A 13,538-nucleotide genomic window follows, 5' to 3' on the forward strand; every position below is an offset into this window, starting at 1 on the left:
AGACCCGGAAGGGAGCAACGGTAAGGCGTTTCACTCGTGTGCCGTGGGAGTACCTGACCGGAGCCGGCTCCTCTTGGAGATCGCGGGACGGGCGGTTCGATGGCGGGTGCACGGTCTTGGTCAATTGGTTCCGGGGGGGAGCGAGCGCCGCTCCTCCCCCGGGCCCCCCCACCGCTTCGATCGCCCGCGTGCGCGCGGCGGCGGTGCTGTGACGTATCAAGTCTTGGCGCGGAAGTGGCGGCCGCAGGTGTTTGCGGCCGTTGTGGGGCAGGATCCGGTGACGCGCACGCTGCAGAACGCGCTGGCGTCGGGCCGCGTGGCGCATGCGTACCTCTTCACGGGCCCTCGCGGCGTCGGCAAGACCACGACGGCGCGGCTCCTGGCCAAGGCGCTGTCGTGCACGAATCGCACCGGGCCCGAGGCTTGCGGCGCCTGTCCCTCCTGCCTAGACTTCGTCTCAGGCGCGCCCATGGATGTGATGGAGATCGACGCCGCGTCCAACACTGGCGTCGACGACATCCGTACGCTCCGAGAGAACGTCAAGTATGCGCCGGCCCGCGGGCGCTTCAAGATCTACATCGTGGACGAAGTCCACATGCTCTCCGGCCCGGCGTTCAACGCCTTCCTCAAGACGCTGGAGGAGCCGCCGGCCCACGTGGTCTTCGTGCTGGCCACCACCGATCCGCGCAAGATCCCGGCGACCGTGCTCTCGCGCTGCCAGCGCTTCGACTTCCGGCCCATCCCCCCTGAGCAGCTGACGGCGACGCTGACGGAGATCCTGACGAAGGAAGGCATCCGATTCGAGCTCGGCGCGCTGCCGCTTCTCGTGCGCGCGGCCGAAGGCAGTCTGCGGGACGCGCTGTCGCTCCTCGACACGGCCATCGCCTACGGCGGAGGCACGCTCGACGAGTCGAGCGTGGCGCGTCTTCTCGGCTCCTCCGCGCCCGTCCACGTGCGCGGCTTCCTGGCCGCGCTCCTGACGCGCGACGGCGCCGGGGCGCTCGAGGCTATCGACCGTGCCGCGCGCGACGGGGAAGACCTCGCCTGGCTTTGCCGCGAGGTGGTGGAAGCGGCGCGCCGGGCCCTCGTCATCAAGGTCTCCCCCGACGCGCCGTTCGCCGATCTCACGGCAGCCGAGCGCGCCGCGCTCGCGGCTACCGCCGAACCGGTCAGCGCCGACGAGCTGATCTATCTCCTGCGCGCCTTCATGGAGGCCGACGCCGAGATGCGGCGCTCGCCGCATCCGCGGGTCGAGCTCGAGATCGCCGCCGTGCGCGCCGCGCGCCGGCCCCAGCCCCAGGCCATCGAGGCGCTGATCGCGAAAGTGGACGAGGCCGTCACCCGGCTCCGGGGCATGCCCGCCGCGCGGCCCGTGGCGACCCAGCCGGGCCTGCTCGATGCGCAGGCGCCGCGCGCCGCCGTGCCGCCGCCGCTCGCAGGCGCGAGCGCGCGCGCGTCCGCGGAGCGCGCGACCATTGAGCGCACCGCGGGGCCGCCGCCGGAAGCGCCGGCGGTGCCCGCGGCGGATCTCCCCGCGGCGGATCTCGAAGACGGATGGGCCCGCGCGGTGGAAGAAATTCTGAAGAAGAAGGCGCTCCTGGGCTCGGTCGTTCAACACGGCGTGCCGCTGAAGCTTGAGGGCCCCGTGCTGACCATCGGGCTCGTCGCGAGTCCCTTCCATCGCGAGATGCTGAACGACCGCGCCAACAAGGAGATCATCACGCACGCCGTTCAGCAGCACATTCCCGGAGCCCGGCGCGTCGAGATCGCGGCGGAGACCGCGGGGGCCGGCGCCGCCCTCAACCACCCGGCCGTCCAGGCGGTCGTTGCCATGTTCCAGGGCGAGGTCGTGGCGGTCAGGCCCCGCGCGCCCGAGGAGAAGGAGACCCAGTGAAAGGCTTTGGCAACATCATGAAGGAAGCGCAGAAGCTGCAGCAGCAGATGGAGGCGCTGCAGGCGGAAGCCGCGAAGAAGAAGGTCCAGGCGACGGCCGGCGGCGGCATGGTCACGGTTGAGGCGAACGGCAAGCAGGAAATCCTCTCGATTAAGATCGATCGCGAGGTCATCAACCCCGAGGACGCGCAGATGCTCGAGGACCTCGTGCTGGCGGCCTGCAACGAGGCGCTCAGGCAGTCGCGCGAGTTGGTCCAGGCCGAGATGAGCAAGCTGACCGCCGGGCTCAAGATCCCCGGCTTGGGAACGTAGCGCTTTGAGATCAAATCGGTGGGGGGGTCGGGGGGAGGAGCGGCGGTCGCTCCCCCCCAGTCGCTAACAATGGCCTATTACCCGGAGCCGGTGGCGCGTCTCATCGAAGCGCTCCAGCGGCTGCCCGGCATCGGACCCAAGACCGCCCAGCGGCTGACCTTCTTCCTCCTGAAGCGCCCGGCCGACGAAGTGCAGACGCTCGCCGAGTCGCTGACCCAGCTCAAGGCGCTGATCGTCCACTGCCGCATCTGCTTCAACGTCACCGAGGAAGACCCCTGCCGCATTTGCAGCGACCCGCGGCGCGACCAGCGGATCTTCTGTGTCGTCGAGGAGCCCAACGACCTTCTCGCCCTCGAGCGCACAGGCGAGTTCCGGGGGCGCTACCACGTCCTTCTCGGCGCGCTGTCTCCGCTCGACGGCATCGGGCCCGAGGACCTGCGGGTGCGCGAGCTTCTGTTCCGGCTCGAGACGCCGGGCGTGGAGGAGGTCATCCTCGCGACCAACCCGAGCGTCGAGGGCGAGGCCACGGCCATCTACCTGGCCAAGCTCTTGAAACCCCTCGGCATGCGCATCACGCGCATCGCGCGCGGGCTGCCGGTCGGCGGCGATCTCGAGTACGCCGACGAAGTGACGTTGTCCAAAGCGCTCGAGGGCCGCCGCGAAGTCGGGTAGGGCGCTTGGCGGCGAGGCAAGCGTGTGATACAAAAGACTTTGTAGCGGTTCTGCACTCGGCGTTCCCCGATAGCTCAATGGTAGAGCACCCGGCTGTTAACCGGGGGGTTGCTGGTTCGAGTCCAGCTCGGGGAGCCACTTTTTCTGCGAGGACGGACACGATGAAGCTCAAGAAGGGCTTCCGGCAGCTGGTCGACGAGGCGAAGTCCAGGATCACGACGCTGAGCCTCGAGGAGACGCGCGCGCGACACGCCAAGGGCGATGCGGTTTTCGTAGACCTACGAGACGTCCGCGAGCTGGAACGGGAGGGCATGATCCCCGGAGCGTTTCACTGCCCGCGCGGCATGCTGGAGTTCTGGATCGACCCGGAGAGCCCGTACCATAAGGACATCTTCGGGTCCGGCAAGAGCTTCATCTTCTACTGCAACGGCGCCTGGCGGTCGGCGCTCGGCACTGACACCGCGCAGCAGATGGGCCTCGAGCCCGTCTACGAGATGGACGGCGGCTTCGCCGCGTGGAAGAAGGCCGGGTTCCCTGTCGCGGAGCGCTCCAGCAAGAAGCCGGCCTGAGCGGAACCCTGCGCACCGGCGGCGAGTGGGTCGTCGAAGTTCTCCGCGCCCAGGGCGTCCGCCACGTCTTTGGTCTCCCCGGCGTCCACAACCTCGCCATCTACGACGCGCTGATCCGCCAGCACGACATCGCCCACATCCTCTCCCGTCACGAGCAGGGCGCGGGCTTCATGGCCGACGGCTACGCGCGGTCCTCGGGCAGGCCCGGAGTGGTCGTCGTCACCACCGGCCCAGGCGCGACCAACGTGCTGACACCCCTCGTGGAATCGTTTGCGGATGGCCAGCCCATCCTGGTCCTCATGTCCGATATTCCGGCGGCGCTGATCGGCAAGGGCCTGGGCGCGCTCCACGAGGTGTCCAATCAGATCGACTGCTTTAAGCCCGTCTGCTCGTGGGCCGAGACGATCTACGACGCGCGGGAGATCCCGGCCGCCGTCGAGCGCGCCTTCCATCTCTTCCGCACGGGGCGGCAGCGGCCCATCGCGCTCTCGCTGCCGACCGATCTGCTTGTCGCGAAGACCGAGGGCCGGCGCGAGGCGTTCAGCGACAGGCCGCCGGCGTGCGACCCGCGGCTCGTTGACGATGCAGCACGGCGCCTGAGCGAGGCGAAGCGGCCGCTCATCGTGGCCGGCGGCGGCGTCATCTCCTCCGGGGCTTCCGCGGAGCTTGCCGCGCTGGCGCGCCGCCTCGGCGCTCCCGTCGTCACGTCGGTGATGGGGCGCGGCGCCATCCCGGAGACCGACCCGCTCTGGCTTGGTGTCCTCCCCAACTACCGGTCCACACAGGCCGCGCTGGAGAGGACCGACGTCGTCCTGGCCGTCGGCTGTCGCTTCGCCCACCGGTCTACCAAGGGCCTCATGCTCAAGCTCGACTTCAAGCCCGAGCAAACGCTGATTCACCTCGACATCGATCCGTCCGTCATCGGCCTTATGCACCGCGCGAACATCGCGATCGTCGGGGATGCGCGGAACGGACTGAGCGGGCTTCTGGCCGCGCTCGGCAAAGGCCCCGCCGCGACAGACTGGGACGCGGCGTGGATCCGTTCCCAGCGGGAGACCCGCTGGCCTCGCTACACCGAGACGGTGGACCGCCTCCTGACGATGCTCCGTCAGGCGCTTCCGCCCGAGGGCATCGTCGTCAACGACCAATGCGGGCTCAACTACTGGATGGAGTGGCACTTCCCCGTGCTCGAGCCCCGGACCTTCCTCTACCCCGTCGGCTCGGCCACTCTCGGTTACGGAGTGCCCGCGGCCATCGGCGCGAAAGTCGCGCATCCGGACCGGCCGGTGCTGGCGGTGCTGGGCGACGGCGGCTTCATGTTTTCCGTGAACGAGCTGGCGACAGCGGTGAAGTACGGGCTCGGCATCGTCTTCCTCGTGCTCAACGATGAGCGATACGGCGCCATCAAGTACCTCCAGGAAGGCATTTTCGGGAAATATGGCGAGGTGGATCTCGCCAACCCCGACTTCCCCGCCATGGCCCGAGCCTTCGGCGCCGAGGGCTTGCGGGTGGAGAGCCTCGACGATCTGCCGAAGGCGCTCGGCCGGGCGCTCAGCCATGCCGGCCCGACGCTCCTCGAGGTGCCGATCGCGGTCGATCCCCCCTGGGAAGTGTAGGGGTATAATCCGCGCATGGTCGTTTTGGACGCCGCGCGCAAGCAGGCCCTTCGCCGCGAGCTAAGCGCCCTCCTGGGCAAGGGATCCGTGCTGTCCGAGCCGGAGGAGCTTCTCGTCTACGAGTCCGACGGGCTCGTGCTCTTCCGGGCCCTCGCCGACTTCGTCGTCTTCCCGACGTCAACCGAGCAGGTCGCCGCCGTGGTGAAGCTCGCCAACCGGGAAAGCCTGCCCTTCGTGGCCCGCGGCGCGGGGACGGGGCTGTCGGGCGGATGCCTCCCGGCCGAAGGCGGCCTCGTGATCTCGCTGATGAGGATGAACCGCGTCCTCGAGGTGGACTACGACAACCAGATCGCCGTCGTCGAGCCCGGGCTCGTCAACCTGCACCTCTCCTGGGCCGTCGGGCCCAAGGGCTTCTACTTCGCGCCGGATCCCTCGAGCCAGCAGGCTTGCACCGTCGGCGGCAACATCGCCAACAACTCGGGCGGCCCGCACACGCTCAAGTACGGCGTGACGGTCAATCACGTGCTGGGTCTCGAAGTCGTGCTGCCCGACGGCGAGATCATGTGGCTCGGCGGCAGGACCCGCGAGGCGCAGGGCTACGACATGGCGGGGCTCTTCGTCGGCTCCGAGGGCACGTTCGGCATCGCGACCAAGATCGTCGTGCGCATCCTCAAGCAGCCGCAGGCGGTCAAGACCGTGCTGGCCGTCTTCGACTCGATCGAGCAGGCCTCCAAGGCGGTCTCCGCCGTGATCGCGCGGGGACTCATTCCCGCGGCGATGGAGATGATCGACCAGCTGACCATCGGGGCCGTCGAGGACGCCTTCGGCTGCGGCTACCCGCGGGACGCCGCCGCCGCGCTCTTGATCGAGCTCGACGGGCTCCGCGAGGGGATGGAGGCGCAGGCCGAGCGCGTGATGGCCGCGTGCCGCGACTGCGGCGCGCGCGACGTGCGCGCGGCGCGCGACGAGGCCGAGCGCCAGCTGCTCTGGAAGGGGCGCAAGAGCGCGTTCGGCGCCTACGGCCACATCTCGCCCGCCTACATGGTCATGGACGGTGTCATTCCCCGCACGCGGCTACCCGAAGTGCTCCGGCGCGTCAACGAGATCGTGGCGTCGTACGGGCTCCGCGTGGGCAACGTCTTCCACGCGGGCGACGGCAACCTCCACCCGAACATCCTCTACGACCCGCGCGTTCCCGGCGAAGAGGCGCGCGTGGTGGCGGCGGGCGGCGAGATCCTGAAGGTCTGCGCGGACGTGGGCGGCTCCATCTCGGGCGAGCATGGCATCGGTCTCGAGAAGGTGGACTATATGTCCCTCATCTTCTCCGAGGCCGATCTCGACTACATGGGGCGCCTCCGCGATGCCTTCAACCCGCGCAACCTCTGCAACCCCGGCAAGATCTTCCCGTCGCGCAAGGCCTGCGGCGAGAGCGGGCCCGCCTACCGCCCGCATCCCATCGAAGAGAAGGGCCTCGCCCAGCGCTTCTAGCGGGGCAGGGACGACGCCAGTGCCTGCCTCTCCCCTCGACGCGCTTCGCGGTATTGTCGGCCCCGCACACGTGCTCACCGGTGTGGACTGCGGTCCGTATGTCGTCGACGGCCGCACGCCTGAAGCCGTCGCGCTCCCCGGGTCCAAGGACGAAGTCGCGGCCGTCCTCCTCGCCGCCGCCGAGGCGGAGCTGCCCGTGACGCCGTGGGGCGGCGGGACCAAGATGGGCATCGGCAACCCGCCCCAGCGCTTGGGCCTCGTGCTCGCGCTGAAGCGGCTCAACCGCCTCCTCGAGCACGAGCCGGGCGATCTGACCGCGACCGTTGAGGCAGGGATAACCCTGGGCGCGCTCCAGCGCGAGCTCGGCGGGCGCGGCCAGTGGATCTCCCTTGACCCTGCCCACGCCGACGAAGCGACGCTCGGCGGCATTCTCTCGAGCAATGCGGCTGGTCCGCGTCGTCACTTGTACGGATCGTGCCGCGATCTCCTCATCGGCGTGACCGTGGTCACGGCAGCGGGCGCGCTCGTCAAGGGCGGCGGCAAGGTGGTCAAGAACGTTGCCGGCTACGACCTGCCCAAGCTCTTCATCGGCGCGTTCGGGACGCTCGGCGTGGTGGTCGAGGCGACGGTGAAGCTCCGGCCTCGCCCCGACGCCGATCGGCTGGTGGTCGCGCGCTTCGCTCAGCTCAAGGAGGCGGGCGCGGCTGCTCGCGCTGTCATGGGCTCGGACCTCCTGCCCTCGGCCCTCGATCTTGTGGACGGCGAGACGCTCCGCGCGCTGGCGTTGGGCGGCCCAGACGGCGCGGCGCTCCTGATCGGCGTGGACGGGATTCCCGAGCAGGTCGCGTGGCAGTGCGCCGAGGTCGAGCACCTCCTGCGCCCGCAGGGATTGGCGGACGCCCGCGTGCTCGACGGGGACGCCCGCGATGCGGCCTGGCGCGCGCGCGGCGGGCTCGGACGCGGCGCCTTTGCCGAGACGGCGGCGGTGATGAAATGGGTCGTCCTGCCCGCCCAGGTCGCCGATGTCATGGAGCAGGGGGCCGCCGTCGCCCAGCGCGCGGGGCTCATCGCGGCGCTGGCGGCTCACGCGGGAGTAGGCGTCGTGGAGGCCGTGCTGGCGGGCGCGAGAGCCGGCGACGCGACGGCGATCGCGGGCGTGTTGACAGAATGGCGGGCGCTTGTCCGCGCGGCGGGCGGCCAGGCGCTGGTCGAGTCGGCGCCGCTCGCCGTCAAGGAGCGCGTGCCGGTCTGGGACGACCCGGGCCCGGCGCTCCGCATCATGCAGCGGATCAAGTCCCAGTTCGACCCGGCAGGTCTTTTGAATCCCGGCCGCTTCGTCGGAGGCATCTAGGTCATGGCTCACGAGGGGATAACGCTCGCGTCACCACCGGCCGGGCCGTTGACGCTCCACGGCCACGACGTCGAGGGCGTCAACCGCTGCGTCCATTGCGGCCTCTGCCTCGCCTACTGTCCGACCTTCTCCATCCTCGGCACCGAGATGGACTCGCCGCGCGGCCGGATCTTCCTCGTCAAGGCGCTCGCCGAGGGACGGCTCGCCCTAAGCGACCCGACGGTCTTGCACCTCGACCTCTGCCTCGGCTGCCGCGCCTGCGAGACCGTCTGTCCCTCGGCCGTGCCCTATGGCCAGTTGATCGAGGCCGCGCGCGCCGAGATCGAGCGCCAGCGGCCGGGCGGGCCGCTGCGGCGCCTGTTCCGCTGGCTGAACTTCGCGGTCCTGCTGCCGAACCCGCGGCTCCTGGGCCTCGCCGCGGCGGGGCTGCGCTTCTACCAGGTCAGCGGGGTTCAGCGTCTCGTGCGCGCGCTGGGCCTGCTCAAGCTCCTGCCGTCACCACTCGGGGAGTGGGAGCCGCTCCTGCCCGTGCTCCCGCCGGCCGCCGAGCGAGCGCCGCTTCCCGCTCTCACGCCTGCTGCGGGCACGAAGCGCGCTCGCGTGGGACTCTTGACCGGCTGCATCCAGCAGGTCGCCTTCGGCTCGCAGAACCGCGCGACGGCGCGCGTGCTGGCAAAGAACGGCGCGGAGGTCGTCGCGCCGTTGGAGCAGGCCTGCTGCGGCGCGCTTCACGCGCACGCGGGCGAGCACGACCTCGCCGTGACTCTCGCCAAGCGCGCCATCGAGGTCTTCGAGGCCGCGAAGGTCGACTGCGTCGTCGTCAACACGTCGGGGTGCGGAGCCCACATGAAGGACTACGGGACCCTTCTAGCCGATGATCCCGCCTGGCGCGAGCGGGCCCGGCACTTCGCCTCGCGCGTCCGCGATCTCTCCGAGTTCCTCGTTGAGGAGCCGCTGCGCGGGCCACTGGGAACCGTGAAGAAGACCGTGACGTATCACGACCCCTGTCACATCGTCCACGGCCAGAAGATCTCGAAGCCTCCGCGCGCGCTGCTGGCCCAGATCCCCGGGCTCACCGTGGTGCCGCTCAAGGAAGCGGACTGGTGCTGCGGCTCGGCGGGCACCTACAACCTAAGCCAGCCCGAGATGGCGCGGAGGCTCCAGGAGCGCAAGGTAGCGCACATCCGCGCGACGGGGGCGGAGGCCGTGGTCACGGCCAATCCCGGCTGCATCATCCAGATCGTCCAGGGGCTCGACGCCGCGGGCGCGCACGTCAAGGTGCTCCACTTGGTCGAGATCCTCGACGAGTCCTACCGGAACGCCCCTCACCCCGACCCTCTCCCCAGAGGGGAGAGGGAGCCTTCGAACCCCTCTCCCCCACCGGGGGAGCTTTCGCATCCCTCTTCCCCAGAGCGGGGAGCCATTCCAAATCCCTCTCCCCCATCGGGGGAGAGGGTAGGGTGAGGGGGCGATGGCCCGTGTCAAGGTCCTCGACCTCGCCGCCCTGCCCGACGGCGGCGTCGAGCTGGTCGTCGCGGACGGCGTGGACGTGGCGCTCTTCCGCCGCGGCGACGAGATCTTCGCCCTCGGCAACGAGTGCGCCCACAAGGGCGGCAATCTCTGCGACGGCCGCGTCGAGGGCGACATCGTCACCTGCCCGCTCCACGGCTGGGAGTTCGATCTTCGCTCGGGCGTCTGCATGACGATCCCGGGCGAGTCCGTGCTGCGCTTCGTGGTGAGCGTGGAGGATGGCGTCATCTTTCTCGAGGAGCCCGCATGAAGGACGCCGTCCCGCAGGAGCACAAGAGCCACGCCCCGGCCTCGGTCGGCTGCTTCGTGCTGACCATCTCGGACTCCAAGACGTCCGAGACCGACACGAGCGGGGCGCTGATCCGGGAGCTTCTGAGCGCCGCGGGCCACCGCGTCACGGGCCACGCCATCGTCAAGGACGACCCGGAGCAGATGGCGGCGGTCATCCGCTCGGGCTGCGCCGCGCCGTCGGTCGAGGCCTTCATCCTCACGGGAGGCACGGGGATCACGAGCCGCGACTCGACGTACGAGGCGATCGAGGCGCTCCTCGACAAGCGGCTCGCGGGCTTCGGCGAGCTCTTCCGCATGCTCTCCTTCCAGGAGATCGGCGCGGCGGCGATGCTCTCGCGCGCGCAGGGCGGCGTGGTCCAGGGGCGCGTCCTCTTCTCCCTGCCGGGCTCGCCCAACGCCTGCCGGCTCGCGCTGGAGAAGCTCATCATCCCGGAATTGCCGCACCTGATCCGCGAGGTCAGGCGCTAGCATCACGCGGTATACTGGCGGGCAGTCTCTCGTGACGCGGTACGACCGACACTTGACCCACGGAGGAGTGGCAATGGCAAGGCACGCGACGCGAATCCTGATGGCGCTTCTGGTCTGCGCGGTATTGACCGGCCCCGGAGCGGCCCAGACGGCGCCCTCGGGCCCGCTCTGGAGCGACAGCGGCGGCGCTCAGGTGCCTGCCGAGATCGCCCGCCTCAACGATCACATGAGCGGCCTCGCTGAGAGGCTTAAGCCCGCCCTGGTCCAGGTGCGCGTGCGCCGCGCCGCCGAACCCCAGACCGAGGGTGAGGCGCCGGGGTCGCCCGAAGAGCGGCGCAGCTCGGGCTCCGGCTTCCTGATCCGCCAGGACGGTTACCTCATCACGAACGAGCACGTCGTGGCCGATGCCGACATCATTCAGGTAAAGCTGGCCGACGGCCGCCGCTTCGTAGGCCGGCTCGTGGGCAAGGACGAGCGCGTGGACCTGGCGCTGGTCAAGATCGAGGCGACCGGCCTGCCAGTGGCGCCGCTCGGCGACTCGAACCGGCTCCGCGTGGGCGAATTCGTCTTGGCACTCGGCCACCCCTTCGGCCTCGAGCAGACGGTGTCCTTAGGCATCGTCAGCAGAAAGGGCGCGCCGCTCCAGGTGGCCACGCCGGGTTTCGACTTCATCCAGACCGACGCCGCCGTCAACCCTGGGAACTCGGGCGGGCCGCTCGTCAACATGGCGGGCGAGGTCGTGGGCATCAACAGCATGGCCGCGCGGAACGGCACCATCGGCTTTGCCATCCCGATCAACATCGTCAAGGGCCTCCTGCCCCAGCTGGCGTCCAAGGGCAAGGTCGAGTGGGGCTGGCTCGGCGTCGGCATCGCGGAGATCGGCGACGAGGACGTGCCGAAGTACCAGTTGAAGGAGCAGCGCGGCGTGCTGATCCGCCACGTGGTCGCGGGCCAGCCGGCCGACAAGGGCGGTGTGAAGGCCGATGACGTGATCCTCGCCGTGGACGGTGCGCAGATCGAAGGCCCGCGGGATCTCCAGCGCATCATCTCAACCACGCCGGTCGGCCGCGCCGTCAAGCTGTACGTCATGCGCGCCGGCAAGGAGCAGGAGCTCGAGGTGACCATCGGCCCGTACCAGGCCGCCGCGTCGCGCCCGCAGCCGCGCCGCGCGCCAGTGGTGCCGCATGGGCCCGAGGGGCCCGCGCCCAAGCCGCCGGCTCCCGCTCCGAAGTGATCACACGCCGCGCAGCCTCGCGTTAGCCGCGCCATGCGCGCCGTCCTTCTCGGCACGGGCTCGCCGCCTCCGAACCCCAAGCGCCGCGGCCCGGCGACCTTGCTCGCGTTGGGCGACGAGAAGTTCCTCGTGGATGCGGGCTCGGGAGTGGGCATCCAGCTCGTCCAGGCGGGCGTGCGCCCGTACGACTGGCCGCGCGTGCTCATCACGCATCACCACTCCGACCACATGATCGATCTCGGCCATTTGCTGATCACGCGCTGGATCGTGGGGCAGAACGCGCCCTTCGAGGTCTGGGGCCCGGCCGGGACGAAACGGCAGATGGACAAGCTCCTCGACTTCCTCGACTGGGACATCGAGATCCGGCGCGCCCACATGATCAAGCGCGAGCGGCCACGGGTAGCCGTGACGGAGATCGAGGAGGGGAAGATCCTCGAGGCGGGCGGCGTGACGGTGAGCGCCTTCAGCGTCGACCACGACCCCGTCAAGCCCGCCTTCGGCTACCGCTTCGAGGGCGGCGGCAGGAGCGTCGTGGTCTCGGGCGACACGCGGCCGTCGGAGAACCTGATCCGCTGGAGCCTGGGCGTGGACTGTTTGATCCACGAATGCTGCGAGATGACGAAGACCTCCTGGGTTCCCGGCTGCGGCTGGCCGACCCTAGAGGAGAAGATCAAGGACCTCGCCTCCTACCACACCCAGCCCGAGGACATCGGCCGCGTGGCCAAGGCCGCGAACCCCGGCAAGCTCGTCATCACCCACATGATGCCGGCCTCGGTGCCGGCCGAGCTCGAGGCGGCGGCCAAGCGCCACTACGCAGGCCCCGTCACCGTCGGCGAAGATCTCCTGGAGGTCTGACCCCTCACTCCGCCCGGAGTGCCGCCAGCGTAGCGCGCGCCCAGTCGCTGTCCAGCGCGGGCGCGGGCGCGTAGGTCAACCCGCCGGTGATGCGCGCGCCCTCTTCACCCTCCGCGGCCGCGTCTTCGAGCACGTCCTCCACGACCAGGTCAAAGCGCGCCAGCTCGCCGGCCATCAGCGGGGCGCCGGCGGCGCGGCACTTCACGTACATCGTGACGTCCGGCTCGACGATGAGGAGCGTCGCCGCGCCTCGCGCCTCGAGATTGCGTCGCGTGCTGCTTCGCGCGCCGACGGCGACGCGGATGGTGGTCGCGTTGACGGCCAGGAGCTCGAGATAGGAGCAGAACATCGGGTGCGGGCGGCCGCGGTCGTCCACCGTCAGGAGCGGTACTCCCCGGCCGAGAAGGCGCGGCAGGTCCTTCTGGGAGAGCCGCTTCTCTAGCGCGGGGGGCAGGGCGGCGCCGAGGCTCCGGCTCATGGTTTGAGGTTCTTCCGGAGGAAGGCGCGCACCTGCTTCTCCGCGTCCTCGTGAGCGCGCGGGTTGTACTCGAGGGTCGCGCCGAGACCACCGCGCGCGTCCAGCACGATCGTCCGCCGTCTGACCTCGGCGCCGTCGAAGTGATGATACGCATCCGGGTAGAGGACCGCCGTGACGCTCCTGCCCGCCCGCGATGCCGCATGCGCGAGCGCTTCGCACGGCGCCGCGGGCGTCCAGTCGTCCTTGCCTCCCAGCAGCATGAGGACGGGCGTCGTCCCCGGCAGCGCCTTCCAGCCGGTGCACGGCGGATAGAACAGGATGAAAGCACGGATGTCGGCGTCCGGATACCGGGCTTCGGTCGCCGCGGCCCAGAGCAGTGTCCAGCCCCCGTGCGAATAGCCGATCGCGGCGATGCGCTTCGCGTCGACCTGGGGCAGCGTCTTGAGATATGCGGCCGCGGCGAAGACGTCCGGCGCCCGCATGCGCCCTGTCAGCGCCGCGCTCCCGCCGCAGAGACGCCTGAGCCCGCGCCCACGGAAGCTGTCGAGCACGAATGTGGCGTACGCCTCGTGCTGGAGCCACGCGGCCCATTCCTTGACGTTCGCGCCGACCCCGCCGCAGCCGTGGAGCAGGATGACGGCAGGGAAGGGGCCCGCGCCGCGCGGCGTGGAGAGCTCGGCGGTGAGGGTGGCGGGAGCGGGCAAGGTCACGTCGATGGAGTGCGAGTCGGCCCGCGCCGTCCCCAGCCACAGGGCCACGAGGATCGCCGCACAGGCTGCCG

Annotated in this window: 14 protein-coding genes and 1 tRNA gene; 13 read left to right on the plus strand and 2 right to left on the minus strand. The window is 70.1% G+C overall.

Annotated features, from left to right (window positions below):
• Window positions 1-208: 208 nt before the first annotated feature.
• From dnaX to VGV06_00740, 13 genes are all read left to right on the plus strand, one after another.
• Window positions 209-1,894: a DNA polymerase III subunit gamma/tau gene (gene dnaX, locus VGV06_00680; protein HEV2053668.1), complete on the plus strand. Its 1,686-nt coding sequence runs from the start codon at window positions 209-211 to the stop codon at window positions 1,892-1,894.
• On the plus strand, window positions 1,891-2,205 hold the full coding sequence (locus tag VGV06_00685) for a YbaB/EbfC family nucleoid-associated protein (GenBank protein HEV2053669.1): 315 nt from the start codon (window positions 1,891-1,893) through the stop codon (window positions 2,203-2,205). Before dnaX ends, VGV06_00685 begins: the two co-directional genes overlap by 4 nt.
• A gap of 69 nt (window positions 2,206-2,274) precedes the next feature.
• Window positions 2,275-2,877, plus strand: coding sequence for a recombination mediator RecR (recR, locus tag VGV06_00690; GenBank protein HEV2053670.1), 603 nt, complete (start codon window positions 2,275-2,277; stop codon window positions 2,875-2,877).
• A 63-nt stretch (window positions 2,878-2,940) separates the two neighbouring features.
• Window positions 2,941-3,015 (plus strand) — tRNA-Asn (locus tag VGV06_00695).
• Between the two features lie 23 nt (window positions 3,016-3,038).
• Window positions 3,039-3,446 (plus strand): rhodanese-like domain-containing protein, encoded by a 408-nt coding sequence (locus tag VGV06_00700; GenBank protein HEV2053671.1) that lies wholly within the window; start codon window positions 3,039-3,041, stop codon window positions 3,444-3,446.
• On the plus strand, window positions 3,392-5,062 hold the full coding sequence (locus tag VGV06_00705; protein HEV2053672.1) for a thiamine pyrophosphate-binding protein: 1,671 nt from the start codon (window positions 3,392-3,394) through the stop codon (window positions 5,060-5,062). Before VGV06_00700 ends, VGV06_00705 begins: the two co-directional genes overlap by 55 nt.
• A 15-nt stretch (window positions 5,063-5,077) precedes the next feature.
• Window positions 5,078-6,550 carry an FAD-linked oxidase C-terminal domain-containing protein gene (locus VGV06_00710; GenBank protein HEV2053673.1) on the plus strand — a complete coding sequence of 491 codons (1,473 nt, stop codon included), beginning with the start codon at window positions 5,078-5,080 and terminating at the stop codon, window positions 6,548-6,550.
• A gap of 19 nt (window positions 6,551-6,569) precedes the next feature.
• A complete protein-coding gene (locus VGV06_00715) occupies window positions 6,570-7,901 on the plus strand; it encodes an FAD-binding oxidoreductase (protein HEV2053674.1) in 1,332 nt (443 codons plus the stop codon).
• Window positions 7,902-7,904: 3 nt separating this feature from the next.
• Window positions 7,905-9,365 (plus strand): heterodisulfide reductase-related iron-sulfur binding cluster, encoded by a 1,461-nt coding sequence (locus VGV06_00720; GenBank protein ID HEV2053675.1) that lies wholly within the window; start codon window positions 7,905-7,907, stop codon window positions 9,363-9,365.
• A 7-nt stretch (window positions 9,366-9,372) separates the two neighbouring features.
• Complete coding sequence (locus VGV06_00725) at window positions 9,373-9,681, plus strand: Rieske (2Fe-2S) protein (GenBank protein HEV2053676.1); 309 nt, start codon at window positions 9,373-9,375, stop codon at window positions 9,679-9,681.
• The gene (locus VGV06_00730; GenBank protein HEV2053677.1) at window positions 9,678-10,190 is read left to right on the plus strand and encodes a molybdenum cofactor biosynthesis protein B; all 513 of its coding nucleotides are present in this window, start codon (window positions 9,678-9,680) and stop codon (window positions 10,188-10,190) included. Before VGV06_00725 ends, VGV06_00730 begins: the two co-directional genes overlap by 4 nt.
• 73 nt (window positions 10,191-10,263) lie before the next feature.
• A complete protein-coding gene (locus tag VGV06_00735) occupies window positions 10,264-11,424 on the plus strand; it encodes a trypsin-like peptidase domain-containing protein (protein HEV2053678.1) in 1,161 nt (386 codons plus the stop codon).
• Window positions 11,425-11,457: 33 nt separating this feature from the next.
• Entirely contained in the window at window positions 11,458-12,279 is an 822-nt protein-coding gene (locus VGV06_00740) for an MBL fold metallo-hydrolase (GenBank protein HEV2053679.1), read from the plus strand.
• Window positions 12,280-12,283: 4 nt separating this feature from the next.
• Here the strand turns inward: VGV06_00740 and VGV06_00745 are convergent, their stop codons facing one another.
• Both VGV06_00745 and VGV06_00750 read right to left on the minus strand, forming a co-directional pair.
• Window positions 12,284-12,757: a pyridoxamine 5'-phosphate oxidase family protein gene (locus tag VGV06_00745; protein HEV2053680.1), complete on the minus strand. Its 474-nt coding sequence runs from the start codon at window positions 12,755-12,757 to the stop codon at window positions 12,284-12,286.
• On the minus strand, window positions 12,754-13,538 hold a 785-nt coding region (locus VGV06_00750), incomplete at its 5' end, for a dienelactone hydrolase family protein (GenBank protein HEV2053681.1). The genes VGV06_00750 and VGV06_00745, both read right to left, overlap by 4 nt.

Source organism: Candidatus Methylomirabilota bacterium, from assembly GCA_035936835.1.
GTDB lineage: Bacteria > Methylomirabilota > Methylomirabilia > Rokubacteriales > CSP1-6 > AR37.